The 26472-nt window shown below is 74.2% G+C and carries 19 protein-coding genes; 8 read left to right on the top strand and 11 right to left on the bottom strand.

What is annotated here, in order from left to right; all coding sequences use genetic code 11:
• Positions 1 to 26: 26 nt before the first annotated feature.
• Genes J4709_RS31160 through J4709_RS31150 form a run of 3 tightly spaced genes read right to left on the bottom strand, consistent with a single transcriptional unit; the run spans position 27 to position 7323 of the window.
• A complete protein-coding gene (locus tag J4709_RS31160; protein WP_208245953.1) occupies positions 27 to 4673 on the bottom strand; it encodes a hypothetical protein in 4647 nt (1548 codons plus the stop codon).
• A 46-nt stretch (positions 4674 to 4719) separates the two neighbouring features.
• Entirely contained in the window at positions 4720 to 5961 is a 1242-nt protein-coding gene (locus J4709_RS31155; RefSeq protein WP_372442169.1) for a cytochrome P450, read from the bottom strand.
• Positions 5962 to 5967: 6 nt separating this feature from the next.
• Entirely contained in the window at positions 5968 to 7323 is a 1356-nt protein-coding gene (locus J4709_RS31150; RefSeq protein WP_208245951.1) for a glutamine synthetase family protein, read from the bottom strand.
• 127 nt (positions 7324 to 7450) lie between these two features.
• Between J4709_RS31150 and J4709_RS31145 the strand changes: the two genes are divergently transcribed.
• Positions 7451 to 8239 (top strand): acetoacetate decarboxylase family protein, encoded by a 789-nt coding sequence (locus J4709_RS31145; protein WP_307801684.1) that lies wholly within the window; start codon positions 7451 to 7453, stop codon positions 8237 to 8239.
• 121 nt (positions 8240 to 8360) lie between these two features.
• On the opposite strand, the gene J4709_RS31140 is transcribed toward J4709_RS31145, so the two are convergent.
• Positions 8361 to 9614 carry an HNH endonuclease signature motif containing protein gene (locus tag J4709_RS31140; RefSeq protein ID WP_208245947.1) on the bottom strand — a complete coding sequence of 418 codons (1254 nt, stop codon included), beginning with the start codon at positions 9612 to 9614 and terminating at the stop codon, positions 8361 to 8363.
• A 478-nt stretch (positions 9615 to 10092) separates the two neighbouring features.
• Entirely contained in the window at positions 10093 to 11535 is a 1443-nt protein-coding gene (locus tag J4709_RS31135) for an APC family permease (RefSeq protein WP_208245945.1), read from the bottom strand.
• A 158-nt stretch (positions 11536 to 11693) separates the two neighbouring features.
• Here J4709_RS31135 and J4709_RS31130 point away from each other — a divergent pair, with 158 nt between their 5' ends.
• Complete coding sequence (locus J4709_RS31130) at positions 11694 to 12266, top strand: MarR family winged helix-turn-helix transcriptional regulator (RefSeq protein WP_208245943.1); 573 nt, start codon at positions 11694 to 11696, stop codon at positions 12264 to 12266.
• Positions 12267 to 12520: 254 nt separating this feature from the next.
• Positions 12521 to 13453: a TIGR03619 family F420-dependent LLM class oxidoreductase gene (locus J4709_RS31125; protein ID WP_208245941.1), complete on the top strand. Its 933-nt coding sequence runs from the start codon at positions 12521 to 12523 to the stop codon at positions 13451 to 13453.
• 69 nt (positions 13454 to 13522) lie between these two features.
• Here J4709_RS31125 and J4709_RS31120 read toward each other — a convergent pair whose 3' ends face one another.
• Genes J4709_RS31120 through J4709_RS31110 form a run of 3 tightly spaced genes read right to left on the bottom strand, consistent with a single transcriptional unit; the run spans position 13523 to position 16802 of the window.
• A complete protein-coding gene (locus J4709_RS31120) occupies positions 13523 to 14464 on the bottom strand; it encodes a fumarylacetoacetate hydrolase family protein (RefSeq protein WP_208245939.1) in 942 nt (313 codons plus the stop codon).
• Positions 14464 to 15366, bottom strand: a complete 903-nt coding sequence (locus tag J4709_RS31115) for a DODA-type extradiol aromatic ring-opening family dioxygenase (protein ID WP_208245930.1) — start codon at positions 15364 to 15366, stop codon at positions 14464 to 14466. Before J4709_RS31115 ends, J4709_RS31120 begins: the two co-directional genes overlap by 1 nt.
• Positions 15354 to 16802 (bottom strand): aldehyde dehydrogenase, encoded by a 1449-nt coding sequence (locus J4709_RS31110; protein WP_208245928.1) that lies wholly within the window; start codon positions 16800 to 16802, stop codon positions 15354 to 15356. Before J4709_RS31110 ends, J4709_RS31115 begins: the two co-directional genes overlap by 13 nt.
• A gap of 125 nt (positions 16803 to 16927) precedes the next feature.
• Between J4709_RS31110 and J4709_RS31105 the strand changes: the two genes are divergently transcribed.
• From J4709_RS31105 to J4709_RS31095, 3 genes are all read left to right on the top strand, one after another.
• Entirely contained in the window at positions 16928 to 18412 is a 1485-nt protein-coding gene (locus J4709_RS31105; RefSeq protein WP_307801683.1) for an aldehyde dehydrogenase family protein, read from the top strand.
• Positions 18409 to 19104 carry a gamma-glutamyl-gamma-aminobutyrate hydrolase family protein gene (locus J4709_RS31100; RefSeq protein ID WP_208245924.1) on the top strand — a complete coding sequence of 232 codons (696 nt, stop codon included), beginning with the start codon at positions 18409 to 18411 and terminating at the stop codon, positions 19102 to 19104. Before J4709_RS31105 ends, J4709_RS31100 begins: the two co-directional genes overlap by 4 nt.
• Before the next feature lie 152 nt (positions 19105 to 19256).
• Entirely contained in the window at positions 19257 to 19472 is a 216-nt protein-coding gene (locus J4709_RS31095) for a hypothetical protein (RefSeq protein ID WP_208245921.1), read from the top strand.
• Positions 19473 to 19474: 2 nt separating this feature from the next.
• Here J4709_RS31095 and J4709_RS31090 read toward each other — a convergent pair whose 3' ends face one another.
• Both J4709_RS31090 and J4709_RS31085 read right to left on the bottom strand, forming a co-directional pair.
• Positions 19475 to 20176, bottom strand: coding sequence for a type 1 glutamine amidotransferase (locus J4709_RS31090; protein ID WP_208245918.1), 702 nt, complete (start codon positions 20174 to 20176; stop codon positions 19475 to 19477).
• Between the two features lie 49 nt (positions 20177 to 20225).
• On the bottom strand, positions 20226 to 21746 hold the full coding sequence (locus J4709_RS31085; protein WP_208245916.1) for a carboxyl transferase domain-containing protein: 1521 nt from the start codon (positions 21744 to 21746) through the stop codon (positions 20226 to 20228).
• Between the two features lie 154 nt (positions 21747 to 21900).
• Here J4709_RS31085 and J4709_RS31080 point away from each other — a divergent pair, with 154 nt between their 5' ends.
• Positions 21901 to 23328, top strand: coding sequence for an amidase (locus J4709_RS31080; protein WP_307801682.1), 1428 nt, complete (start codon positions 21901 to 21903; stop codon positions 23326 to 23328).
• A 52-nt stretch (positions 23329 to 23380) separates the two neighbouring features.
• Here the strand turns inward: J4709_RS31080 and J4709_RS55010 are convergent, their stop codons facing one another.
• Positions 23381 to 24748, bottom strand: coding sequence for a sensor histidine kinase (locus J4709_RS55010; protein ID WP_208245914.1), 1368 nt, complete (start codon positions 24746 to 24748; stop codon positions 23381 to 23383).
• 404 nt (positions 24749 to 25152) lie between these two features.
• Between J4709_RS55010 and J4709_RS31070 the strand changes: the two genes are divergently transcribed.
• Positions 25153 to 26457, top strand: a complete 1305-nt coding sequence (locus J4709_RS31070; protein ID WP_208245912.1) for a serine/threonine-protein kinase — start codon at positions 25153 to 25155, stop codon at positions 26455 to 26457.
• Positions 26458 to 26472: the final 15 nt, after the last annotated feature.

Genomic DNA, 26472 nt, shown 5'->3' with positions numbered 1-26472 from the left:
GCCGGAACCGCCGCGTCCGGCGCGGTTCAGCGGGGGCGGCGGGCGGCCCAGGCGGCCTCGAACATCTCGTGCAGGGGGCGCGGCGGCAGGAGGCGGACGAACGGGCCCCGGACGCTCTTGTCACGGACCACCGTCGCCAGGTGCGCGGCGAGCTTCGCGCTCTCGATCGGAAGTTCCGGCGCCTTGAGCACGGCCCATTCGCCGGGGACGAACGCGGTACGGCCGGCGCGGGCGCGCTTGTCCTGCTGGACGAGCGCGCGGTCCACGAGCTCGGCCTGCGCGGCCTTGTGCCGGGCGGCCGTCCAGCCGTTCCACCTGCGGACGTTGCGGTCGGTCGGACGGGCGAGGGTGAGCAGCTGCAGGTAGAGGACGGCCGCGTCCTCGCTCGTGCCGGTCTCGGCGGCCGCGTCGGCGACCAGGCCGGGGACGCTCAGCAGCGGGTTCGCCTCGTAGCCGCCGGGCGGGACGGGCGTCGCGGCGGCGCGGGCGACCATGCGGTCGACGGCGGCGGAGCGCGACATGGCGGCGTCGACGAGGCGGCGCAGGTCGTCCAGGCCGTGGTCGGCGCAGAGCCGGTCGAGGCGCGCGCGGGCGGCCGGGCCGGCGAGCGCGGACGGGCGCAGGACGACGCGCGCGAGCCGCTGCCGGCCGTCGACGATCAGCAGGCCGTCGTCGTAGGCGAGCTCGTCCGGGTGCGGCTCGGCGGACACGCCCTCGCGGGTGGCCAGGCGGACGGGGTGGACGTCCGGCCCGAACAGGTCGCGCCGCAGCCCCGGGTCGCCGAGCGAGCAGGAGCCGAGCGGGAGCAGCAGACCGGGCGCGGCGAGCCGGGCCTTCAACCGCGCGACCAGATCGCCGACGCCGGCGACGGCCGGGTCGCCGACGGGGCGTTCGGTCAGCGCCCACACCAGCACGGACGCCAGCGGGACGTACGGGTCGTGGTGCATGCGCCGCGTGTTCACCGTGCCGTCGGGCGCGACGGTGTGGACGCCGATACCGTACGGTTCCTGCTCGGCGACGACGCAGGTCAGGTCGGCGGCGGCGATCGGGGACGCGGCGGGGTCGGCGAGCGCGGCGGCCCAGGTGTCCGGCAGGCCGAGGTCGCGTTCCAGGTCGGCGACCAGCGCCTCGTCCACGGCGGCGCGGCGGCCGAGGAGCCGCGACCACGCGTCCGCCATGCGCGCGGCGGCGGCCGCCTGGCCTCCGTCCGCCCACAGCTCGGCGGGGTCGTCGGGCATCCCGGCGGCCACCACCTGCCGGCGGCCGGGGACGCCGAGCCGGTGCGAGAGGTCCTCGGCCTCCTGCGCGACCTCCTTCGTCGCCGAGTACGGCTTGGTGCGCAGCATCTTCTTGTGCGCCTCGAACCGTGTGGTGCGGTCGCCGCCCTCGTAGGCGCGGCGGGGCAGGCCGTCCAGGACGAGGGCGGCGATGGCGCGGCGGACGCCGGTGCCCCGGACGAACGCCTCGACCGCGTCCTTGTCCGGGGCGAGCGGCCCGTTCCGCTCGTACCGGTCGAGGAGGCGGCGGAGGCGGGCGGCGTCGTCGCGGGCGACGGTGACCGTCTCGGTCTTCTTCGCGCCGGCCGGCTCCGGGGCGCCGGCGCGCTGCACGAACCGGTAGGCCCGCTCGGGGTCGATCGGCCCGTCGGCGGACGGGACGACCCCGACGACGACGGTCGACTCCAGTCCCGCGAGGGCGGCGCCGGTCGCGTAGCCACGCCGCCACGTGCCGGGACGCGCGAACGGCTGGTCCGCCCAGGTGCGCAGCAGCGCGGCGAGCGAGGCGCGGTCCGCGTCGCTCGTCGACGGCGCGACGAGCCGCCACGCGGCGGCGTCGATCGCGCCGAGCAGCGGCGCCCAGTCCAGGGGCCGGGCGGGCGGGCTGACGAGCCGGGTGGTGTCGTCGATCGCGCCGTCGAGGTAGCGGCCGTCGGCGGCGATCGCGGTGACGGTGGCGGGCCGCGGCGACCGCTCCTCCCCGTTGATCCGGGGCGGCGGCGGAAGCAGCCCGAGCAGCGCGTCGTCGAGGTCGGTGTCGGGCGTCTCGGCGGGCGGGCGCACCGTCGCGCCGGACCGGACGATCTCGACGTGCCGGGACGTCGCGCGGCGGCGGCGCAGCACGGCCGCGGCCCGCAGCACGGTGTCGACGACCCCGGCGGCGATCGCCGGGTCGGTGACCTGCGGCAGCTCGCGGGCCAGCACGTCCCGGACCGAGTCCGGCTCCGGCGCGGCGGCCAGCAGGGCGCGGGCGGCGGCCTCGCCGGTGCGGCGCAGCGCCTCGGACGAGGCGGTGTCGCGCGGGGCGAGGAAGTGCCAGAAGGCGGGCGGCGGGAGCAGCGGCCGGTGCCGCGGGTCCCGGCGCGGCTCGGCCTCGCCGCCGGGGAACGGGCGCCCCTCCCACAGCAGCGTGCCGTCGGACGCGTCGTGGCAGCGCATCTCGCGGAACGCGCTGTAGCGGACCGAGGCCATGACCAGGTCCGGGCCGCCGGGCATGCGGAGGACGCCCCACGGGTCGCCGCCGTCCTTGACGTACCGGAGCCGGGCGGTGCGCCCGTCGGTGCCCTCGATCGTCCAGCCGGACGGCGGGCGGCCCCGGTCCTTGCCGTGCTCGGCGACGCGGAAGCCGGCGAGGCCGCCGGAGTGGCCGAGCGGCGAGGCGTCCGCGCCGTCCGGGAGCCGGACGAGGCTGCAGTGGTCGAGGTCCCAGGACGCGTCGTCGCCCGGCGGGTCGGCGGCGAGGAAGCCGGGGAGCGCGTCGGGGGTCCGCTGCTCGCCGGTCGCGGTGTCGAGGACCGTCCACTCGTCGAGCGAGCGCGCGTAGGTCGGCGCGCTCCAGATCCGGGCGCCGTCGCCGAACTGCCGCTCGTGGTAGCCGATGCCCTCGCGGCCGCCGGGCCGCAGGACGAGTTCGCCGTCGTTGCGGCCGCCGCGGGCCTCGAACTGGAAGCCGAGCACGCCGTCGTGCGGGCCGCGCCAGGCCCGCATCCCGAAGTTGCGCTCGGGCTCGAAGACCTCGCCGGGGGCGCTCGCCCAGAACGCGTGCGAGGCGGGGCTCGAAGAGGTCTTCTTCGACCAGCCGACCAGGAAGTCGCCCCCGGCGTAGTGGACGGAGTGCGCGACCGTCCCCTCCGGAAGGGCGAACGCGCACTCGCCGCGGCGTCCCGCGTGGTCGATCGCGATGGCGCGGCTCCGCCCGTAGACGGTCAGGACGGGCCAGGTGGACGTGACGCCGGCGGCGTCCTCGCCGAGGTCGGCGAGCGCGTCGTCGAGGGCGGGCCAGCCGAGTTCGGCGGGGATCCCGGCGCGCAGCGTGCGGGCGAGCGGGACGGCCAGGTCGAGCGCCGCGAGGGCGTCGCCGAGACCGTCCAGCGCGGCGACCGTGGGCGGGTCGAGCAGGCCCTCCAGCGCGGCCGCGGCGTGTTCGGCCGCCGCGACGCCGCCGCCGGCGAGCCGGTCGATCAGCCCGCTGATCCGGGTGTGGACGGCCTTCTCCACGCCCGGCGCCTCGGGCAGCCGGGAGATCGCCGTCCCCGCCCGCAGTCCCGCGTGGACGGTGCCCTCCAGCCGGGGCCCGAGCACCGGGTCGGCGGCGAGGGACGTCAGGTCGCGGCGCGACCCCTGGCCCCAGAACTGCAGCCGCAGGCGCTCGCCCGGGTCCTCGACGGCGATACCGGCGGCGAGGCACGCGTCGACGAGGTCGGCGTCGAACAGCGACGCGCCCCGGTAGCGGGACTCGTGCAGCCGCACCGGGACGGCCTCCTCGCGCAGCCGGGCGGCGAGGCGCGGCAGGACGGCGTACAGCTCGTCCGGCATGGGCTGCGGCATGATCCCGCCGTAGGCGACGCGGACGTAGGAGTAGTGCGCGGCGAACGCGCCGAGCCAGCCGGCGAGCCCGCCGGACGGGCGCACGGCGCCGTCCGCCATCGCCTCCACGACCCCGGCGGCGTCGAGCATCCGCAGCCACGCGGACCCGTCGACGGCGCCGGTCGGGAAGATCTCCGCCAGCGCGGCGCGCAGCCCGGCGGGCGGCGGCGCCTCGGCGAACACCTTCGCGGCGCCGTCGAGCAGGCCGTCGGGGACGGCGGTGCCGCGCGCGTCGGCGAGGGCCTGCGCGAGGATCTCCGCGTCCTCGCCGAGCCCGAGCCCCGCCGCCTTCGCCGACCGGCGGACGCGTGTGTGCAGGTCGGCGGGCGGCGCGGCGCGGCCCCTCCCCCACGCCGCCACGAACTGGGCGAACTCGCGGTGCGCGCCGTCGGCCGGGTAGGTCGCGGCGAGCCACTCCTGGTGCTCGCGGATCCGCGCGGCGCCGATGGCCCCGGCGCGGGCGAACAGCAGGGCGTTGTCCACCCGGTACCGGTCGTCGACCGGCAGCGCGTGCCGGGCCTCGGCGTCGCGGGCGTCGGCGTACGCGGTCGCCGCGTGCCTCGGCGCGAACCCGCTCAGCCGGTGCCCGACCGTGTCCCAGAACCAGGGCAGGTGCGCGGCGGGAAGGCGGCGCGCCTCCCGCTTCATGTCGTCGAGGAACCGTCCGGGCCGCTCGTACGCGCGCGAGAGGCCAGCACGGACGGCGGCGAACAGCTTCTCCGCGTCGGGCGCGGCATCGGGGTCGGCCTCGTCGATCCAGTCCAGGTAGAGCGTCGACTGCGCGGGATCTGCCGGGAGCTGCGGGGACATGGCGGGCAGTATGGCAGCGTCCCCGGACATACCGTGCGGAAAACGATCAAGCCAGCGCGACCGTCACCGGCATCTCCTTGATCCCGTTGACGAAGTTGGACCGCACCCGCCGGATCCCGCCCGCGAGCCGCACGTCCGCCAGCCGCGGCAGCAGCTCCTCGAACATGATCCGCATCTCCAGCCGGGCCAGCGCGCTGCCCAGGCAGAAGTGCGCGCCCTTCCCGAACGCGATGTGGTCGTTCGGCGCGCGCGTCACGTCGAACCGGTACGGGTCGGCGAACACCTCCTCGTCGCGGTTCGCCGACGCGAACCACAGCACGACCTTGTCGCCCGCACGGATCGCGGTGCCGCCGATCTCGGTGTCGCAGGTCGCGGTGCGCCGGAAGTGGTAGACGGGCGACGCCCAGCGCAGGAACTCCTCCACCGCGACCGGCATCAGCTCCGGCTCGTCGCGCAGCCGCTCCGCCTGCTCCGGGTGCTCGATCAGCGCGCGCATCGCGTGCGTGATCGCATGCCGGGTCGTCTCGTTGCCCGCGACGACCAGCAGCAGGAAGTAGTTGTCGAAGTCGCGGTCCGACAGCGGCACCCCGTCGATCGGCGTCTGGTTGACCAGCCGGCTGACCAGGTCCGTGCCCTCTCCGCCGCGCCGCTTCGCCGCCAGCTCCCGCCCGTACTCGAACACCTCCAGCGACGCCGGGCTGCGGAACGGCAGGTCGCGGTAGCGCTCGCTCTCCTCGCTGTGCAGCAGGACGTCCGCGTAGTCCGGGTCGGTGTTGGCGATGATCCGGTTGCCCCAGTCGATGAGCCGGCCCGTGTCGCCGTCCGGGACGTCCAGCATCCGCGCCAGCACGTTGATCGGGAAGTCGGCGGCGATCTCCGCGACGAAGTCGAACGTGCCCCGCGCGAGCGCCCGGTCGAGCGTCCGCGCCGTGAGGCCGCGCAGGAACGTCGCGTAACCGGCGACCGCGCGCGGGGTGAACGCGCGCTGCAGGACGCGGCGGAGCGCCGCGTGCCGCGGGCCGTCCGTCTCCAGCAGCGAGCGCCGGATCGCGGCCTGCCGCTCGTCCACCTCCTCCAGGTTCACGAACCTCTCGGAGGTGAACCGCTCCTGGTCGCGGTCGGCGGCGACGACATCGGCGTGCCGGGTCAGCGACCAGAAGCCGCTCCCGCCGTCGGACTCGGGGTTCCAATGGACGGGCGCGGTGCGGCGCAGCTCGTCGAACATCCGCCAGGGCGTCGCGTCGTCGAGGAAGTTGCCCGGGTCGGCGAGGTCCACGGTGGTCAACACGTCTCCTCAAAGGTGGTAGGCGTACTCGCGGAACTCCCAGTCGGTCACGTGCCGCCGGAACCGCGCGACCTCGTCCCGCTTGTAGGCCAGGAACGCCGACACGAACCCGGCGCCGAGCACCTCGGTGAGCGCCTCGTCCGCTTCGAGCGCGTCCAGCGCCGCCGGGAGCCCGCCTGGCAGGACGGGCGCCTTCGTGGCGTCGTAGCCGTAGCCCTCCAACGGAGGCGGGACGGCCGACTTCTCACGAACGCCCAGGTAGACGGCCGCGAGCAGGCCCGCGATGCCGAGGTAGGGGTTGGCGGAGGCGTCCCCCAGCCGCACCTCCAGCCGGGACCCGGCGCCCCGCTCCGGCGGGATCCGCACCATCGCGCTGCGGTTGTCCAGCCCCCAGTCGACCAGCCACGGCGCGAGCGTGTCCGGCCCGAACCGCTTGTAGGAGTTGACCGTCGGGTTGAGCAGCGCGGCGAGCGCCGGCGCGTGCTCCAGCACCCCGGCGACCGCCTGGTGCGCGGTCTCCGACAGGCCGTGCTCCCCGTCGCCCTCGAACGCGTTCCGGCCGTCCCCGTCCAGGCAGGACAGGTGGACGTGGAAGCCGGAGCCGCCCTCGTCGTTGAACGGCTTGGCCATGAACGTGGCGAGCAGCCCCTGCGTCCGGGCGATCTCCTGGACGGCCGACTTGAAGCGGAACGCCCGGTCGGCCGCGTCCAGCGCGCCCGAATGGTCGAGGTTGATCTCGAACTGGCCGCCGCCGAACTCGTGATTGCCCATCGTCACGCCGAGCCCGAGGTCGCGCAGATGCCGGAGGGTCCGCAGCAGGTGGTTGCCAGGATCGCCCTTGAGACCGGACGAGTACACATTGCCAGGCGCATCCCCGTACCGGCGCCATCCGGAAGGCGAGGAGTCGTCGGGCTCGCAGAGGTAGTACTCCAACTCAGGCCCCGCGACCGGATCGAGGCCGACCTCGCCCATCCGCGCGACGACACGGCGCAGCACGTCACGCGGACCCTCAGGGCACAGTCCGCCACCGGGCTCGTAGGCGTCGGCGAGGCACGACGCGACGCCCGGCTCCCACGGCAGGACCGCCAGCGTGGACAGGTCGGGGCGCACGCAGATGTCGGGGAGCCCCGCGTCGAGCCCGCCCGCAACGTCCACCACGTCGCCCTGCGGGCTGGTGTGGTAGATCGCGCGGCAGAACGACAGGCCGTGCGCGGCGACCGCGGGCAGCCGCTCGACCAGCACGTCCCGGGACCGGTCGACGCCGATCAGGTCGGGGTACTGGACGCGGACGACGTCGACGCCGCCGGCGGTCAGCCGCCGCACGACGTCCCGCACCGGCTCGGCGGCGGGCTCCTGTCGGCTCACTCGTCGCTCCCCTCAGCTCGTTTGGGCTCAAACCATATGGCGGCCCGCAAGCCCTGACAAGAGTCCAACGAGTGACAAACGCACGCGGCACGCCTATCGTATGGGCCCAAACGAAACGGAGGTCCCGGTGGCACCAGTGCGTGGTTTCCTGCACCCGAAGTCCGCGACGGGCCGCTCGTCGCTGATCCCGAGCCCGCCCTGGCACTACTCGGGCGACCTGCTCACCGTCGAGTACCGCACCGACCCCGCCCGGGTCGCCGAACTGCTCCCCGCCCCCCTGGCCCCCGCCCCCGACGACCCCGGCGCCGTCGCGATCATCTGGGCCGACTGGCAGTCCTGCTCCGATTCCGCCGAGGAACTCCTCGACCCCGTCCGCGCCCAGTACAAGGAGTGCTTCGTCGTCGTCCGCTGCACCTTCGCCGGACGCACTTACTCCCGCTGCGTCTACATCTGGGTCAACAAGGACTTCGCCATCGCCCGCGGCCTGCACCAGGGCTACCCGAAGAAGCTCGGCTCGATCCACCAGACCCGCCCGCACCCCTACGGCCGCGGCGCCCCCCGCATCGCCGCCGGCCACCGGTTCGGCGCCACCCTCGCCGCCGCGGACCGCCGCCTCGCCGAGGCCATCGTGACCCTCCGCGAACCGTCCGAGACCAACGGCTTCGTCAACGGCCACCCGATGGCCCACCACCGCCACCTGCCGTCCATCGAACCCGGCCGCCCCCCGGCCCTGGACGAGCTGATCGAGTCCGGCGGCGCCGCCTTCGAGGCCGGCCCGGCCTGGACGGGCGACGCCGACCTCCGCCTGTTCGACTCCCCGACCGAGGAACTGTCACTCCTCACGGTCGAGGAGCCCATCGCCGCCTACTACCGCCAGGTCGGCGTCACCTGGAACGGCGGCCGCGTCCTAGCCTGACCCCCACCTCGAGCGCCAACTCGGCCAGCCGCCCCTCGACCGGAAACGGCGAGTCGAACATCAGCGCAGCCGTTTCCCGCGTGACGGTCCCGTACCCCTCGGGCGCCTTCGGAGAGTTTGGTTACGCAGCCCAGTCGATGGCAGCGCCAGGCGGCCCGGCACGACTTCCCCGCCGGGCGTCGGGCGGTGGCAGCAATCGGTAGACGTATCGCCCGTCTGGGTCTTTGGTGATGTGGATCTGGTCGGGGCTGGTGTGTTTGAACCGGTTGTGCCATCCGCAGGTGAGGGCGAGTTGATCGATGTCGGTGGGTGACTTGCCGAGTGCCCATCCGCCGACATGATCCACTTCGCACAGCGTGCCCGGCGTCTCGCATTCGCGTACCGCGCAGGTGGGGTAGAGGGTTTCGAGGACTTGGCGTTGGGCTGCGCTGGCGAATCGTTCCCGGTAGCCGAGGTAGAGCGGGGTGTTGCCGCGTCCGAGCAGGAGGGGTGACACTCCGGCGGCGAGAGCGATCCGGCGGGCTTGGGCGGCGGGGATCGGTGTCCCGTCGGTGAGGCGGGCAGGGGCGTTCCCGCCGGTCAGCGTCTCCAGGTCGCAGATCACGGTGACCTTGGTGGCCTTGTGCCCGCCGGACAGGACGCTGGACAGGGCGGCGGCGGTGCGCTCACTCACGTCCCGGCGGTCGTCGGGCCCGGCTGGCTTGGTGAGTGGGGCGAGGGTGCCGTCCCAGATCGCGGCGTCTTCGGGGTTCAGCCAGCCTTTGATGTACCGGCCGCCGTCCAGGGAGCGGGTGGTGGTGATCCACGACTTGTCGTAGCCGCGCTTGGTGTCCTCGTCCGGTGCGTCCTCAGTGCCGTCGCGTTCGGCGATGACGTCGCGGATCCGCTGCCCGAACGAGGCGACCTTCCCAGCCGAGAAGCCCTGATCGGCCATCTCCAACAGTGTGGCCTCGGCCTGCGAGCAGTCGGTGTCATCCAGGCGCGCGACCGAGTCGGCAATCGTGGTGGCGTACCCGTAGGACAGGTCTCCGGCCGCCAGCCGCTTGGCCACCTGCGGGAGGCGATGCCGCTGCCGCGCGAGCGTCAGGCGCTCCTTGGCGCGGCTCTCTCGCATGCCCAGCTTGGAACGCAGCCATGCGCGAGTGGAGGGATATCCCCACCGCTGCTGCTCTCCCGCGGCGTCCACCCGGCCGATGAGAGTCGCGAGCGCGCTTTCCTGCAGATCGGTGGCGGCTGCCAGCGTCTCAGCCAATTCCAGGGACGCGGCTGCCGATTCCGGGGCTTCTCGGGTGGCGAGTTCAGTGGCGATGGTTGAGAGCGCGTTCACCAGTTCCATGGTGGACGCGGCCCCCAACTCGACCGTCACTGATTGCATACGTAAAGAATACCATCCGTGACCGACAATCGAATCGGTGAGCCACCATTTCGTGGGTTTGATTTTCGGACTGACTCGGCCGGGAATTTGCCTGTATTCGCCCCTTCGTCTCGTCCGTCCCTTCGTTCCTTACGGAGGGGGGTGGTGGGGTGGCGCGACCCGGGGCGGGGCAGGCGGAGCCTGCCCCTAACGCTGCCTCAGGGGCCGCAGAGGCTCCAAAGTCAAGGGTGGACGAAGTCCATCGCGCAGCGACGCCGAAGGCGCCCTTGACTTTGGAGGGGCGGCCCCGTACGCCAGCGCCACCCCACCACCCGAACACCATCTCGCCGTTAACACCATCGCACGAGAACCCCTCTCACCCACCCCCCGAACCCATCTCGCCCCAAGCCCCGAACACCCCTCTTGCTGTCGCCCCCTTAACCGCCCGCGCCACGACCATTCCGCACGCACGGATTCCACTATTCCGCGCACGGACCCCTCAGGTCGGGGCTCCGATGCGGGCGTAGGAGTCGGGGCGGGCCAGGCGGAGGTAGACGGCGAAGGCCACTCCCAGAGCGGCGGCACCGAAAAGCAGGCCCGGGAGCGCCCAAGTGAGCGCGGAGCCCTTCTCGGCGCCGAGGAGCGCGTCGAAGTTGAGCAGGCTCGCAACGAACACGGCACCGAGCCCGGCGCACGCCACGGCGGGCGCGATAAGACGGTTCCAGGCATTCTCATCGCGGTGGTCGCGGGCGAAGTAGGCCACCACGGCGGCCGAGGTCAGGGCCAGCAGCAGGATGACACCGAGCGCACCCAGATTGGTGAACCAGTTGAAGAGCGTGAGGACGGGGTCCTTGCCGGTGGAGGCGAAGACCGTGACGACGACGACGGCGAGCACGGTCTGGGTCAGGGAGCCGACGTACGGCGAGCCGTGCCTGGCGTGGGTCCGGCTCAGCGGCGCCGGCAGCACGCCTTCGCGGCCGAGGGAGAAGAAGTACCTGGCCACGGCGTTGTGGAAGGACAGCAGCGCCGCGAACAGACTGGTGACGAGGAAGATCTGCGCGAGGTCGGCGAAGAGCTTCCCGACGTGCTCGTCGGAGAGGGCGAAGACGAGGCCGGGGCCGTCCTTCCGGGCTCGCCCGACGATCTGGGACGTGCCGGTGCCGACGGTCATCGCCCAGGCCGTGAAGGCGTAGAAGACGCCGATGACGGCGACGGCGATGTAGGTGGCGCGGCTGACGGTCCGGCGCGGGTCGCGGCATTCCTCGCTGTAGAGTGCGGCGGCCTCGAACCCCATGAAGCTCGCCATGGCGAAGCAGAAGGCGGCGCCGACCGCGCCCTCGCCCGCGGCGTGCAGGCCGAGCGGGGCGAGCGACACGCCCGACGGGGCGTCCGCGAGCTGGGCGACGTCGAAGACCAAGACGGTGAGGAACTCGACGGCGAGCAGCACGCCGAGGACGCGGGCGTTGAGGTCGACGCGCCGGAACCCGAGGACGGCGACGACGGCGGCGCCGAGCAGCGCGACGGTCCACCAGGGCAGGTCGAGGCCGGTCTTGGACTTCAGGAGGTCGGCGGTGGTGAACCCGAACAGCCCGTAGAGGCCGATCTGCATGGTGTTGTAGGAGATGAGTGCGACGAACGCGGCGCCGACGCCGGCGACGCGCCCGAGCCCGTGGGTGATGTAGGCGTAGAAGGCGCCGGCGTTGGTGATGGAGCGGCTCATCGCGGCGTATCCGCCGGTGAAGACGGCGAGGAGCACCGCGAGGACGACGTACAGCAGCGGGATGCCGACGACGCCGGTGACCGCGAAGGAGGTCGGCAGCCCACCGGCGGCCACGGTCAGCGGGGCGGACGCGGCGACGACGAAGAACACGGTCTCGGGGACGCCGATGCGGCGGCGTCCGGTTCCGGAGGACGAGGGGGACACGACTTCGGGGATCGCCATGTGCGGCTCCAGTGCCGGGGCGGGCCTGCGGGCACAGATCGTTTGGGCCCGCACGATTTTCCTCGACGCGGATCGTACGGCCTCAAACGAGCGTCGGCAAGGGTAGATTCGCAGTCGGCCCGCGCGCAGGCGCCGGGCCGCACCCGGGGAGGACGCGCGTGACCGGCCATCACACACTGCAAGAGACCGAGCAGGCGATCCAGCGGCGGCTCGGCGACGTCCCGCTGCGCCACGACGCGATGATGGCGGTCTCGAACATCTACCGCGCCGCCGCCGCGATCCGGCAGCACTTCGAGAGCTCGGTGCTGCGCGGCGCGGACCTGACGTGGACGGCGTTCGTCGTGCTGTGGGTCGTGTGGATCTGGGACGAGATGGAGACCCGGCACGTCGCCGAGGAGGCGGGGATCTCCAAGGGCACGCTCACCGGGGTGGTCAAGACGCTGGAGGGGCGCGGGCTGATCGAGCGCGGCTCGCACGCGACGGACGGGCGCCTCGTCCTGCTGCGGCTGACCGACAAGGGCCAGGAGCTGATGCGCGGGCTGTTCCCGGCGTTCAACGCCGAGGAGGCGTTCGTGGTGGAGCGACTCAACGCGGACGAGAACCGCAACCTCGCAGACACGCTGCGCTCGGTGGTCGAGCACCTGGAGGAGGAGGGCGACGCGCGCCGTGAGGCACTGCGAGCCGAGTCGCCGTTCCCGCCCCGCCGCTCAGGCCGCCGCCCCCGCACCTGACGACACCCACCGCCACACCACCCGACCCGCCGCCACACCCGACCCGCCACCCCCACCACCCGACCCGCCGCCACACCCGACCCGCCACCCGCACCTGACGACCCGCCACACCCACACCCACACCCACACCCGACCCACACAAACGCCGTCCCCGCCACCCGGCCCACCGCACCCACGCCTGCCTCGAACCCGCCGTCCGCACCACCGCCGCGGCACCCCTTGCCGTCGATCGTTTGGGCCCTTACGATGCGCCCATGACTCCCCGCTTCGTGCTCGTGCTCAGCGAGAACTGGACCCTCACCACCGGACGCGACCTGCCCGTGCTCGTCCGCTGGGCGCGCGAGGCGGAGGACGCGGGGTTCGACGCGGTGATGGTCAGCGAGCACGTCGTGCTCGGCCCCGACGCGGGCGCGGACGGCGTGATGGGCAACCCGCGCGAGTACGCGCTGCCCGGCAACCAGGACCCGTTCACCCCGTGGCCCGGCTCGCTGATGCTGCTCGGCGCGATCGCGTCGGCCACCACCCGGATCCGGCTCGCGGCCGCGGCGGTCCTCGCGCCGCTGAAGCACCCGCTCGCCCTCGCCCGCGACATCGGCACGCTCGACCTGCTGTCGGAAGGGCGCCTGGTCGTCCAGCCGACGGTGAGCTGGAGCCGCGACGAGTACGCGGCGCTCGGCGTCCCGTTCACACGCCGCGGCGCGATCCTGGACGAGCAGCTGGAGATCTGGGACCTGCTGTGGCGCGGCTCGCCCGTCTCCTACCACGGGACGCACTTCGCGTTCGAGGACGTCTACTTCGAGCCCCGCGCCTATCGTCCGGACGGCCCGCGCATGTGGTTCGGCGGGCAGCACCTGCACGACCGGCTCCTAACCCGGCTAGTCCGCTACGGGCACGGCTTCCATCCGCTGGGCCGTCCCACGCCGGACGAGCTGGAGCGCCTTCAGGCCGCGATGGCCGCGGAAGGACGGGACGCGGCGGACCTGGAGATGATCGGCGGCTGCCGCCCGGTGTTCCCCGACGACGCCTCCGTCTCGCCGCTGGAGCCGGCCCTGGAGCGCATCCCGGAGCAGGTCGCGCAGGGGTTCACGACGTTCTGCATCAAGCCGTCGCAGTTCACCGACGATCCCGACGGCGTCGGCGCGTTCTGCCGCGAGGTCGTCAAGCGCACCGACGCACTGCTCTCCTAGAGAGACGTCCGGGCCTGCGCGCGCGGCGCAGGCCCGGACCCGGGCCCGGACCGCACCCGGGCCGAGGGGTCACCGGCGCGGCCCGCGAATCCCCCGGAACTCCCAGTCGCCGCCGAACGCGGTGGAGATGACCTCCTCCGACTCGGTCGGCTGCGCGCCGCAGTCGTCCCGGATGGGCACCGGACCTGCGACGATGTGGTTGCGGAGCCGTCCGAGCCCTTCCGCTTCGACTTCCACGACGTCGCCGGGCCCGACGGGACGCGAGTTCGCCGGCGTGCCGGACAGCAGCACGTCCCCCGGGTACAGGGTGATCGTGCGGGCGATGTCGGCGACGAGGTAGTGCATGTCCCATTCCATCTCGTCGGTACTGCCGTCCTGCACGAGCGCGCCGTTCACGTACGTGCGCAGGTACTTGCCGCGGAAGTCCCAGCCGGTGACGAGCCCGGGCCCGAGCGGGCACAGCGTGTCGGAGCCCTTCACGCGCAGCATCGACCCGGCGTCGGTGTCGCGGAAGTCGTGCAGCCCGTAGTCGTTGGCGACGGTGTATCCCGCGATGTACCCGCCGGCGTCCCCGGGCGCGATGTTGCGGGCCGTCCGGCCGATGACGATGGCGATCTCGCCCTCGTAGTTGAGGTACTTGCAGCGCTCCGGGCGGACGACCGCGCCGCCGTGCGCGTTCAGCGCCGAGACCGGCTTGTGGAAGTAGGTCGGCGCGGGCGGCAGCCTGGTCTGGAACTCCTGGACGCGGCTGCGGTGGTTGAGGTGCACCGCGATCACCTTGGACGGCTCGCAGGGCGGCAGGTGGACGGCGTCGGCGGCGCGCACCCGGCGCCCGTCCGCGCTGACCAGCTCGTCGCCGTCCCGCACGACCTGCGTGGCGGCGCCGTCCAGCAGGATCCGCCGGTACTCCCGGGTCCGCGACGCGTCCTGCGACGCGTCCTGCAACGCGTCCTGCAATGCGTCCAGCGGGGCGTCCAGCGGGGCGTCCTGCGAACGAGCGGCGTCGGGCATCAGGAGGTCCATCCGTTCTCGGGCCGGTCGAACCAGATGTGCACCTGGCCCGTTCCGACGGAGTTCTCGTACCGGCTGTAGAGGCGTCCGGGGGCGCGGCACGCGTGCTCCCCCAGAGCGCCGATCATCATCAGGTAGTGGCCGAAGCGCGCCTCGGGCCGGAAGGCGAGGAACTCCGGCATGGTGTCGAGGACGCGGGCGTGGTCGCCGTCCCGCAGCCAGGCGATGCGCTGCTCGTCGGCGGCGCGCGCCTCGGGGGTGAAGATGTGCTCGGGTCCGGCCGCCTCGTGGTCGCGGATGGCGCGCAGCGGCCAGAACGTGTGCGACAGCGCGCCGGACGCGATGAGCAGCACGCGCCGGTCGAGCCCGGCGATGGCGTCGCCGAGGGCGCGGCCGAGCCGCAGGAAGTCCTCGGTGTCGGCGGTCTGGCATACCCCGATCGACATCCACCGCTTGCCGGGCAGGCCGAGGTAGGGGTCGTCGCGCACGCCGAGGTGCGTCCACAGGTTGACGGTCGCGTAGAAGATCGGCAGGTAGGGGTCGTCGATCGGGGTGATGTACGTGCCGTGCTTGTCGGCGTACCGGGCGACGGCCCGCGCCAGCTCCGGGTCGCCGGGGAAGTCGTACGGCATGCGGCACATGCCGCGCGGCAGTTCCTCGGACGTGTACAGCCCGGCGCGGCGCTCCTGCGCGGTCGTGACGAACTCGACGGTGGTCGCCCAGTGCGAGTCGAGGACGACGACGGTGTCGTAGTCGTCGCGTTCGAAGACGTCCGCGCGCAGCCGCCGCAGCCCGGAGACGAGCGTGGTGTCCTCGCCGTTGTTCAGTTCGCGGCGGGTGACCTCGGGCAGGACGATCGTGGGGACGTGCGCGAGGAGTCCCGCGCCGGCTACCTCGCCCATGGGGCCGTCACCGTGTTCTTCACGTCGCAGTAGAAGTCGAAGCTCCAGTCTCCGCCTTCGCGTCCCATGCCGGATTCCCGGGCTCCTCCGAACGGCGCGCGCAGGTCGCGGACGAAGAAGCAGTTGACCCAGACGGTCCCGGCGACGAGTTGCGAGGTGACGCGCCGCGCGCGCTCTGGGTCGCCCGTGGCGAGGGTGGCGGCGAGCCCGAACCGGGTGCCGTTGGCCATGGCGACGGCCTCCTGCTCGGTGTCGAACGTCTGGAGCGTCAGCACGGGCCCGAAGACCTCCTCTGAGAGGATCTCAGCACCATCAGGAGCCCCGGTGAGCAGCGTCGGACGGTAGTACAGCCCACCCAGCTCCTCGTTGGGGCCACCGCCGAGGACAGCGCGCGCGCCCGCGTCCTTGGCGCGGCGCACGAAGCCATCAACGCGTTCGAGGTGGCGGCGGTGGATCTGCGGGCCGATGTCCGTCGCCTCGTCGCGCGGGTCGCCCTGCTTGAGCGCGGCGGCCTTCGCCAGGAACCGCTCGGTGAACTCGCCCGCGACCGACGACTCGACGAGCAGCCGCGTCGCGGCGAGGCAGACCTGCCCTGCGTTGTCGTACTGCTCGACGGCGAGGTCGGCGGCGAGGTCGAGGTCGGCGTCGGCGAACACCAGCAGCGGCGACTTGCCGCCCAGCTCCAGCGACAGCGGCGTCAGGTTCGGCGCGGCGGCCGCCGCGATCGCCTTCGCGGTCGGCACCGAGCCGGTGAAGCTGATCCGCTTGACGTCCGGGTGCGCGGTGAGGGGGCCGCCGACCTCGGCGCCGTAGCCCTGGACGACGTTGAACACCCCGTCCGGCAGCCCGGCCTCGGCGGTGATGCCGGCGAGCAGGGACGCGGTCAGCGGCGTCCATTCGGCGGGCTTGAGCACGACGGTGTTCCCGGCGGCGAGCGCGGGCGCGATCTTCCACGTCGCCAGCATCAGCGGCGCGTTCCACGGCGTGATGAGCGCGCAGACGCCGGCCGGGTCCCAGCTGACGTGGTTGGCGTGGCCGCGGGTGTCGAAGTCCTCGTGGCCGAGCTTCAGCAACCAATCGGCGAAGAACCGGAAGTTGTGCGCGACGCGCGGCATCACGCCGCGCCGGTGCGAGCGGATCAGCGCGCCGTTGTCGGCGGTCTCGACCTGCGCGAGCTCCTCGACGCGCTTGTCGACGCCGTCGGCGATCGCGTGCAGCAGCCGCGCCCGCTCCTCCCGCGACGTGCGGGACCAGGCGGGGAACGCGGCGCGCGCGGCGGCCACCGCCGCGTCCGCCGCGTCCGGCCCGCCCCGGGCGATGTCGGCGAGCGGCCGCTCGCCGATCGGCGAGACGTCCTCGAACGCGTCGGCCGCGCCGACCCGCTCGCCGCCGATCCAGTGGCCGGGCTCGACGGCGACGCCGGCGACTGTTGCCATCGCTGCACCTCCAGTTTGTTTGGTCCCAAATAATCTAGGAAGCCGGGATGGCGGAGGTCAACCCGCCCGGGTTAATGTTCGGTCCCAAACGATTCTCTCAGGACCGTGCACGCAGGAGGGCACCCGTGACCGACGTCCCGTACCGGGAGTGGCTCGACCGGGCCGCCCGGCTCGACCCGCACACCGGCCACCACATCGACGGCGCGTTCCGGGACGGCGGCGCCACCGCCCCGGTCGTCTCCCCGCGCGACGGCGCGGTCATCGCGCGCGTCGCGTCCGCCGGGAGCGCCGAGGTCGACGCCGCCGTCGCCGCCGCCCGCCGCGCCTTCGACACCGGCCCCTGGCCCCGCCTCGCGCCCGCCGAACGCAAGGCCGCGCTGCTGCGCTGGGCCGACCTCGTCGAACGCGACCGCGAGACGCTCGCGCTGCTCGTCAGCCTGGAGATGGGCAAGCCGGTCGGCGAAGCGCACGGGATCGAACTGCGCGCCGTCATCGGCTGCCTGCGCTGGTACGCCGAGGCCGCCGACAAGCAGCCGGACGAGGCGCCCCGCACCGCGCAGGGCTCGTTGGCGCTGGTGACCCGCGAGCCCGCCGGGGTCGTCGCGGCCGTCGTCCCGTGGAACTTCCCGCTGACGATGGCGGCGTGGAAGATCGCCCCGGCGCTCGCCGCCGGCTGCACGGTGGTGCTGAAGCCCGCCGAGGAGTCGCCGCTGTCGGCGCTGCACCTCGCCGCGCTCGCGGCCGAGGCGGGGCTGCCGCCAGGCGCGTTCAACGTCGTCAACGGGCCGGGCGAGGTCGCCGGGCGCGCCCTCGGCGAGCACCCCGGCGTGGACGTCCTCGCCTTCACCGGCTCCACCGAGGTCGGCCGCCACTTCCTGCGCTACGCCGCCGCGTCCAACCTCAAGCGCGTCTGGCTCGAACTCGGCGGCAAGTCGCCGAACATCATCCTGCCCGACGCCCCCGACCTGGACGCCGCCGCCGACACCGCCGCATGGGGGATCTTCTTCAACGCCGGTGAGATGTGCACCGCGCCGTCCCGGCTGCTCGTGCACCGCTCCGTGGCGTCCCGGGTCGTGGACCGCGTCGTCGCGCGCGCCGAGTCGCTGCGCGTCGGCGACCCGCTCGACCCCGCCACCGAGATGGGCCCGCTGGTCTCCGCCGCGCACCACGCGCGCGTCCTCGCCCACATCGACGCCGCCCGCGCCTCGGGTGCCCGCCTGCGCACCGGTGGGCCGGACACCGGCACCGCCGACGGCCCGTACCTCTCCCCCACCGTGTTCGACCAGGTCACCCCGGACATGCCGATCGCCCGCGAGGAGGTCTTCGGGCCCGTCCTCGCCGTCCTGGAGTTCGACGACCTCGACGAGGCGATCACGCTCGCCAACGGCACCGACTACGGCCTCGCCGCCGCCGTCTGGACGTCCGACCTGTCCACCGCCCACCGCGCCTCCCGCGCGCTGCGCGCCGGAACGGTCTGGGTCAACTGCTACGAGGAGGGTGACATGAGCGTCCCGTTCGGCGGCGTGAAGCAGTCCGGGCACGGCCGCGACAAGTCCCTGCACGCCCTCGACAAGTACACCGATCTCAAGACGACCTGGATCGAACTGTGACGCACCGCCCTCTCATCGCACTGCCCGCACGCTTCTCCACGAGCGCGTCAGCGCTGCGCTACAAGGCCGAGGTGGCCGCCCGAGCGCTCGTCGAGGCCGTGTACCGGGCGGGCGGCGAACCGTTCGTCATGCACCCCGCCGCGCCGTTCGACCCGTCCCGCCTGGACCGCTGCGACGGCCTGCTGCTGCCCGGCGGCGGCGACCTGCACCCGCGCCACTACGGCGACGCCACCGAGCACGAGACCCTCTACGACGTGGACGACGCGCAAGACGAGTTCGACCTGGCCGTCGCCGCGCACGCCCTCGCCACCGGCCTGCCCACCCTGGCGGTCTGCCGCGGTTTCCAGGTGGTGAACGCCGTCCTCGGCGGCACCCTCGACCAGCACATGGACCCCGACCACCGGCACAAGGTCCACCCGGTCGACGTCGCGCCCGGCACGCTCCTCGCCAAGGTGCTGGAGACCGACCGGGCCGCCGCGTCCTGCTACCACCACCAGTCGGTGGCGACGCTCGCCACCGCCCTCGTCCCGACCGCCCGCGCCGCCGACGGCACCGTGGAGGCCGCCGAGCTCGCCGCGCCGCGCGGCTGGTTCCTCGCCGTCCAGTGGCACCCCGAGGACACCGCCGCGTCCGACCCGTCGCAGCAGGCCCTGTTCACGGCCCTGGTCCAGGCGTCCGCCACCCGCGCGTGACCGCCCGGCCGGCCGCCCCCGCCCGGACGTGTGACCCTCCGCACGCTGGGGCGGTGTAAGAGTTCGCCCCGATGCGCAGCGTGGTCGCGACATGACATGCTGTGGCCAAAGAGGGCGTCAGGGGGCACCCTCAGAACAGGAAAGCGATCGACATGCCGGACAACACCGAGCCCGGCCGCACGGCCGTCGCGAACGCCGTCTCCGCACGCAACTGCAAGGCCCACAGGCTCGCCGCATGGACCCTCGCGGCGCTCGCCGCCGTGGCCGCGCTCGCCGTGCTCCTCGCCTCGGCGGTCCCGCGCCGGCGCGGCACCCGGGGCCGCGCGCCTGTACGGCGCTTCCCCCGCCCGAGCCCGCGCGGGAGCTGAGGTCAGCCGGCGGCCACCCGGTCGAGGAAGGCGTCGACGAGGGCGGTGGTGCGGGCGATCGACGCGGCCTCGGTGCGGCGCAGCTCGGCCATGATCGCGTCCGGGTCGGCGCCCTCGGCGCGCATCTGGGCGTCGCCGCCGTACTCCAGCCAGAGGCCGAACTCCTCGACGGTGATCTCGGGATGGAACTGCAGGCCCATCGAGCGGCCGAGCACGAACGCCTGCGAGCAGACCTCGCTGCGGGCGATCTCCACGGCGCCCGGCGGCAGGATCCAGCGGTCGTAGTGGAACTGGAACCACGGGCCCGGCCCGACGAGCGACGGGTCGTCGGTGCGCACGTCCACCCAGCCCATCTCGGGACGTGGCGCGCGCTCGACACGGCCGCCGAGGGCTGCGGCGAGGGCCTGCCCGCCGAAGCAGATCCCCAGCAGCGGGACGCCGACGGCGTGCGCCTTGGCGAGCATCGCCAGCTCAGGGACGACCCACGACGCGACACCCGGATCGTTCACCGACCACGGCGCGCCCATCGGAACGATCAGGTCCCAGTCGAGCGGGTCGGGGAACCCGGGGCGCACGTCCGGCGTCAGGTGCCGCTCGGCGGGCACCACCGTCAACTCCGTGACGTCGTGGCCGCGCGCGGCGAGCCGGTCGGTAATCGGACCGGCGGGCGAGACGTGGTCATGCTGGACGAGCAGGGCGCGCACGGGACCTCCTTCGCGTCCCGCAAATCGTACGTACCCAAATGAAATGGGGTCAACGGGACGGCCGGTACCGCGCCTGCCGGGACGCGGCGGTGCCCGCCGCGAGGCCGGACAGCTCCCGTTCGAGCGCGGCCGAGGCGCGCCGGCAGAACTCCTCCGGCTCGTCGGCGGCGTCGGGGCGCTCGTCGACCACCGCGTCCACCAGGCCGTCCCGCAGCAGGTCGGCGGAGCGGACGCCCTGCGACGCGGCCAGCTCCGCGGCGCGCGACGGCGTCCGGTGCACGATCACCGACGCGCCCTCCGGCGGCAGCGGCGCGAGCCAGCCGTGCCGGGCCGCGAGGACCCGGTCCGCGGGCAGCAGCGCCAGCGCCGCGCCGCCCGCCCCCTCCCCCATCAGCAGGCACAGCGTCGGCGCCGGCAGCGTCATCAGGTCGGCGAGGCAGCGGGCGATCTCCCCGGCGAGCCCGCCCTCCTCCGCGTCGGCCGACAGCACCGCGCCCGGCGTGTCGACCACGGTGACCAGCGGGAGCCCGAGCTCGGCGGCCAGCCGCATCCCGCGCCGCGCCACCCGCAGGCCGGCCGGGCCGAGCGGGTGCCCGGCGCGCTGGCCGTGCCGGTCCTGCCCGACGAGCACGCACGGCGCGCCGCCGAAGCGGGCCAGTGCGAGCGTCAGCCCGCGCCCCGCCTCGCCCTGCCCGGTGCCCGACAGGAGCGTCACGTCCGCGGCGCCGTACCGGAGCAGTTCCCGCACGCCGGGACGGTCCGGGCGGCGCGACCGCTCGATCGAGTCCCACGCGTCGTCATCGGCGGACGTCCCGGACGGCGGCCCCTTGGAGGGCGGGCCCTCGGAGGGCGGGCCCTCGACGCGGCGGGCCGGGCCGACACCATGGACCGCCCCCGCGCACAAGACCGACAGGGCCCGCGACGCCACCTCCGCGAGGTCGTCCAGGCCCACCACCGCGTCCACGAGCCCCTTCGCCGCCAGGTGCTCGGCGACCTGGACGTCCGGCGGGAACGGCTCCCCGTACAGGCCCTCGTAGACGCGCGGCCCGAGGAACCCGATCAGCGCGCCGGGCTCGGCGGCCGTCACGTGCCCGAGCGACCCCCACGACGCGAACACCCCGCCCGTCGTCGGATGCCGCAGGTGGACGAGGTAGGGCAGTCCCGCGGCGCGGTGCGCCATGACGGCGGCGGTGATCCGCGCCATCTGGACGAACGCGGCGGTCCCCTCCTGCATCCGCGTCCCGCCCGAGGACGGCGCGGCGAGCAGCGGCAGGCCCTCGGCGGTCGCGCGCTCGACCGCCGCGACGATCCGGTCCGCGGTGGCCGAGCCGATCGACCCGGCGAGGAACCGGAACTCCGACACCACGAACGCGACCCGCCGGCCGCGCAGCAGCCCCTCGCCGGTGACGACGGCCTCGTCGGTGCCGGCGCGCTCGCGGGCCGCGGCGAGATCGTCCCCGTACGGCGTGCCCGGCTCCGGCTCCCCGGCGGGCGGCACGTCCCAGGACGTCCAGCTCCCGCCGTCCAGCACGCGCCGCAGCAGTTCCCGCGCACCGACCCGTTCCGTCACCGTGCCTCCCCTGCCCTTTCCGGACGACCGCCCTCCCGGATGATGACCGCCTTCCCAGAATGATGGCCGCGAGCACGGCCGTACGGTCACCCGGGGTGGAAACTGAGATCGACACGGCTCTGAGATCGACACGGCTCAGGGAAGGGAAACGCCGGTGCCCTCCGAAAGCGACGAGATCTGCTTCTCCTCCGCCCGCGGCCTCGCCCGCCGAATCCGCGCCCGCGACCTGTCCGCGCGGGAGGTCGTGCGGGCCCACCTCGACCGGATCGAACGGACGAACCCGCACGTCAACGCCATCGTCACGCTCGCCGCCGAGCGGGCACTGGACGAGGCCCGCGCCGCCGACGAGCGGCTCGCGTCCGGCGCGGACCCCGGTCCGCTGCACGGGCTGCCCATCGCGCACAAGGACACCCACGCCACCGCCGGGATCCGCACCACGTCCGGCTCGCCGATCTTCGCCGACCACGTCCCGGACACCGACGAGCTGGTCGTCGAGCGGATGCGGGCGGCCGGCGCCATCACGATCGGCAAGACGAACGTGCCGGAGTTCGCCGCCGGGTCGCACACGTTCAACCCGCTGTTCGGGCTGACCCGCAACCCCTACGACCCCTCCCGTTCGGCGGGCGGCAGCAGCGGCGGCGCGGCGGCGGCGGCGCTGGCGTGCGGGATGCACCCGCTCGCCGACGGCAGCGACATGGGCGGCTCGCTGCGCAACCCGGCGTCGTTCTGCAACGTCGTCGGGTTCCGCCCGTCACCGGGCCGGGTGCCGTCCTGGCCGGTGCCGGCGGGCTGGGCGACGATGGGCGTGCAGGGCCCGATGGCCCGGTCGGTCGCGGACGCGGCGCTGCTGCTGTCGGTGCTCGCCGGGCCGGACCCGCGCAGCCCCATCGCGCTGGAGACGCCCGGCTCCGCGTTCGACGTCCCCCTGGAACGCGACATGCGTGGCGTGCGGCTGGCGTGGTCGCCGGACTTCGGCGGCACCGTCCCCGTCGATTCCGCCGTCACCGCCGTCCTCGAACCGGCCGTGAAGGTCTTCACCGACCTCGGCTGCACCGTCGAGGAGGACTGCCCGAACCTGACCGGCGCCGACGAGGCGTTCCGCACGCTGCGGGCCTGGCACTGGGACATCGCCCTCGGCCCGCTGCTGGACGAGCGCCGCGCCGACTTCAAGGCCTCGCTCGCCCGCAACATCGAGGAGGGCCGCGTCCTCACCGCCGCGGACGTCGGCCGCGCCGAGGTCCTGCACACCGCGCTGTTCCACCGCGTCCGCGCGTTCTTCGAGCGCTACGACGCGCTGCTGGTGCCGGTCAGCCAGGTCCCGCCGTTCGACGCGGACCTGGAGTACCCGCACGAGGTCGCCGGGCACGCCATGCCCGACTACCTGGAGTGGATGCGGTCCTGCTTCCTGGTGTCGGCGACCGGCTCGCCCGCGCTGTCGGTGCCCGCCGGGTTCACCCCCGGCGGCCTGCCCGTCGGGCTCCAGATCGTCGGCCCGCACCGCGCCGACCTCGCCGTCCTGCGGATCGGGCACGCGTTCGAGCAGGCCACCGGCCACGCCCGCCGCCGCCCCCCACGCCGTTGACTTGCGGCGTGTCGTCCTTAAAACGGCGCTCTTAAGGACGACACGCCGCAAGTCAACGCTCCTCGGCCGGGATCCGCAGGACGAACCGGGCGCCGCCGCCCTCGTTGTCGGCGGCCACCAGCGTGCCGCCGTGCGCCCGCGCGATGTCGCGGGAGATGGTCAGGCCGAGGCCGGTGCCGCCCTTGTCGCGGCGCCGCCCCTCGGCCAGCCGCTGGAACCGCCAGAAGATCCGCTCCCGGTCCTCGGGCGGGATGCCCGACCCGTCGTCGCGCACCTCCAGCACCGCGTCCGGGCCGTCGCGCGCCGCGGTCACCCAGATCCGCGACCGGGCGTGCCGCTCGGCGTTGTCCAGCAGGTTCGTCAGCAGCCTGACCAGCTGCTCCGGCGTCGCCCGGACCCCGATGCCATCGGGCGCGTCGATCTCCACCGGGACGCGCCGGTCCCGCCGCGCCGCCTCCGCCCGCACCAGCGCGCCGAAGTCGACCCGCTCGCGCTCCACGTGCACGCCCGCGCCGAGCTTCGCCAGGATCAGCAGGTCGGTGACGATGCCCTGCAGCCGGTCGGCGTCCGCCAGCGCCGCCCGCGCGACCGCCGGCCAGTCCTCGTCCTCCGGGTCCTGCAGCGCCAGCTCCAGCTGCGTCCGCAGCCCGGTCAGCGGGCTGCGGAGCTCGTGCGAGACGTCCCCGACGAACCCGCGCTGCCGCTCCATGACCCCCTCCAGCCGGTGCAGCGTCAGGTTCACCGACTGCGCCAGCTCCGACACCTCGTCGGCCGCGTCCGGGACGGTGACCCGGCCGGGCTCGCCGCCGGTGATGTCCGCCAGCTCGTCGCTCATCTTCCGCACCGGCCGCAGCGCGCGCCGCACCGCGCCCGCCACGATCCACGCGACCAGCGCGGTGCCGGTGACGGCGGCGCCCGCGAGCAGGCCGATGAACGCGCCCTTGTTGCGGGTCAGCTCGGTGAGCGGCGCCCCCGCGTAGATCGTCCGGAACCCGAACGACGTGCGGATGCGCTCCTCGACGACGTACACGTCCGCGTTGATGCGCTGCGCATGGACGATGTGATCCTCGGCGCGGCTCACCACCGCGGGGGACGGCACCTTCAGCGGCCGCCGCCCGCGCAGGGCGTCGCTGTAGGCGACGACCCGGCCGTCCTGGTCGAGGACCTGAAGGAGCGAGAAGTCGGGGTCCTCCACGCGCAGCAGCCCGCGCGGGTCGGTCTGGCGGACCAGCGTCGCCAGGTCGTCGACGACGAGGTCGCCGCGCTGGTGCAGGCCGCCGTACACGGTGCGCTGGACCAGCGTGTAGAACACGACGATGCCGGCCACCAGGACGAGGCCGACCATCAGGGTCGCCGCGGCGGTGATCCGGGCCCGCACCGACCAGCAGGAGGGCGACAGCCTCTTCCAGAGAACCCGCACCCCGGCGCTCTCCCCTCCCCGTCACGCAGCCGCCGGTGCGGCGCCGCGTCCCGCGCCCGGGAGGAGTGCGCAGAACTGGTTGTTACCGGACCATTGCCGGGTGAAACCTCGGCGCGGTAGTGGCCGATGCCCGCGCGGACGGCGCCTCCCACCCCTGGGGTGCCGCCCGCGCGGGCATCGCCTTCGGTGCCGCCAGCGGGCCCGCCGCCCGCGCGCCGAGGAGGAGAATCCGACGGGACCGGGCTCGCTGCCGAACGAGTCCCACTCTGCCCGCCCCCTGTGGACTGGACGCTACATCGACGTGACGATCACGTTTCCACTTCTTCCTGGGGGAACGCGCCATAATCTCCCTTCTAACGGGGATGGATGGACGCAGGAGACGCAAGGGAGTCGGGAACACCGCCATGGACGGAGACATTCGGCCGCTCGAGCCGGCGGACCCGCGTACGGTCGGCGGGCACACGCTGCTGGGCCGGCTCGGGTCGGGCGGGATGGGCACCGTCTACCTCGGCACCGATCCGGTGTCCGGCGGGCGCGTCGCGGTCAAGACCATCCATCCGCACCTCGCCGGGGACGAGTCGTACCGGCGGCGGTTCAAGGACGAGGCGTACCTGGCGAGCCGGGTCGCGTCCTTCTGCACGGCGCGGGTCCTCGCGCACGGCGAGGACGACGGCCGGCCCTACCTCGTCACCGACTACGTCGGCGGGATCTCGCTGCACCAGCGGCTCAGTTCGGGCGGCCCGCTGCCGCCCGCCGACCTGCACGGGGTCGCGGTCGGGGTCGCCTCGGCGCTGGCGGCGATCCACGCGGCGGGGCTGGTGCACCGCGACCTGAAGCCCGCGAACGTGATGCTGACGCTGTCGGGCTGCCGCGTCATCGACTTCGGGATCGCGCGCAGCCAGGACTCCGGCGGCGTCACCGCGGCGACCGGGAAGGTGCTCGGCACGCCCGGCTGGATGGCGCCGGAGGTGCTGCGCGGCGGCCCGGCGACCCCGGCCGCCGACATCTTCGCGTGGGGCTGCCTCATCGCGCACGCGGGCACCGGGCGGATGCCGTTCGGCGGCGACCCCGAGGCGCTGCGGGTCACCGACGCCGCGCCCGACCTGTCCGGGCTGCCGGAGCCGCTGCTGCCGGCCGTCCGGTCGGCGCTGTCGCACGACCCGGCGGGCCGGCCGAGCGCCTCGGACCTGCTGCTCAGCCTGGTGGAGCAGCCGCAGGCGGGCGACTGGCCGGCGGCCCCGCCGAACGGGGCGCCCGCGGCCGCGGTGCCGCCGTCGCCGCCCGGCGGGGTTCCGGCGACGGCGTCCGATGGAGCCCCGGCGACGCCGTCCGGGTCGTTGCCGCGGGCGGGCGCGGCGGGGGACGCCGCGAGGGACGCCGCGTCCACCGACACGCGGGCGTTCAACCCGATGGGCATCGCGGGCACGCTGTCCATCAACCGCACCCGGGTGCTCGCCGCGGCCGGGGCCGCCGCGGGGACCGTCCTGGTCGGCGCGGTCATCCTCGGGCTGACGCAGGGCAGGGGCGACCCGCATCCGCACTCCTCGGCGCCGGTGATGCCGACGGTGTCCGCCCATCCGGCCAAGAAGCCGCGCGCGGCGACGCCCCGCCCGTCCAAGCGGGCACCGGTGCGGGCGCACGTCACGAAGCACGTGCCGAAGCACAAGGCCAAGCACGCGAAGGGCAAGGGCAAGCACAAGCCGCGCTGACGCGCGCGCCGCCCT

This window comes from Actinomadura violacea (assembly GCF_017573465.1).
GTDB lineage: Bacteria > Actinomycetota > Actinomycetes > Streptosporangiales > Streptosporangiaceae > Spirillospora > Spirillospora violacea.
This window is presented reverse-complemented; position numbering and strand designations above follow the sequence as displayed.

What these genes read in the sequence shown, in the direction of transcription:
- J4709_RS31125 (WP_208245941.1), top strand. Translation starts at nt 12,521, where the DNA reads ATGACTCCCCGCTTCGTGCTCGTGCTCAGCGAGAACTGGACCCTCACC.
- J4709_RS31110 (WP_208245928.1), bottom strand. Translation starts at nt 16,802, where the DNA reads ATGGCAACAGTCGCCGGCGTCGCCGTCGAGCCCGGCCACTGGATCGGC.
- J4709_RS31135 (WP_208245945.1), bottom strand. Translation starts at nt 11,535, where the DNA reads ATGGCGATCCCCGAAGTCGTGTCCCCCTCGTCCTCCGGAACCGGACGC.
- J4709_RS31120 (WP_208245939.1), bottom strand. Translation starts at nt 14,464, where the DNA reads ATGCCCGACGCCGCTCGTTCGCAGGACGCCCCGCTGGACGCCCCGCTG.
- J4709_RS31160 (WP_208245953.1), bottom strand. Translation starts at nt 4,673, where the DNA reads ATGTCCCCGCAGCTCCCGGCAGATCCCGCGCAGTCGACGCTCTACCTG.
- J4709_RS31140 (WP_208245947.1), bottom strand. Translation starts at nt 9,614, where the DNA reads ATGCAATCAGTGACGGTCGAGTTGGGGGCCGCGTCCACCATGGAACTG.
- J4709_RS31095 (WP_208245921.1), top strand. Translation starts at nt 19,257, where the DNA reads ATGCCGGACAACACCGAGCCCGGCCGCACGGCCGTCGCGAACGCCGTC.
- J4709_RS31115 (WP_208245930.1), bottom strand. Translation starts at nt 15,366, where the DNA reads ATGGGCGAGGTAGCCGGCGCGGGACTCCTCGCGCACGTCCCCACGATC.
- J4709_RS31070 (WP_208245912.1), top strand. Translation starts at nt 25,153, where the DNA reads ATGGACGGAGACATTCGGCCGCTCGAGCCGGCGGACCCGCGTACGGTC.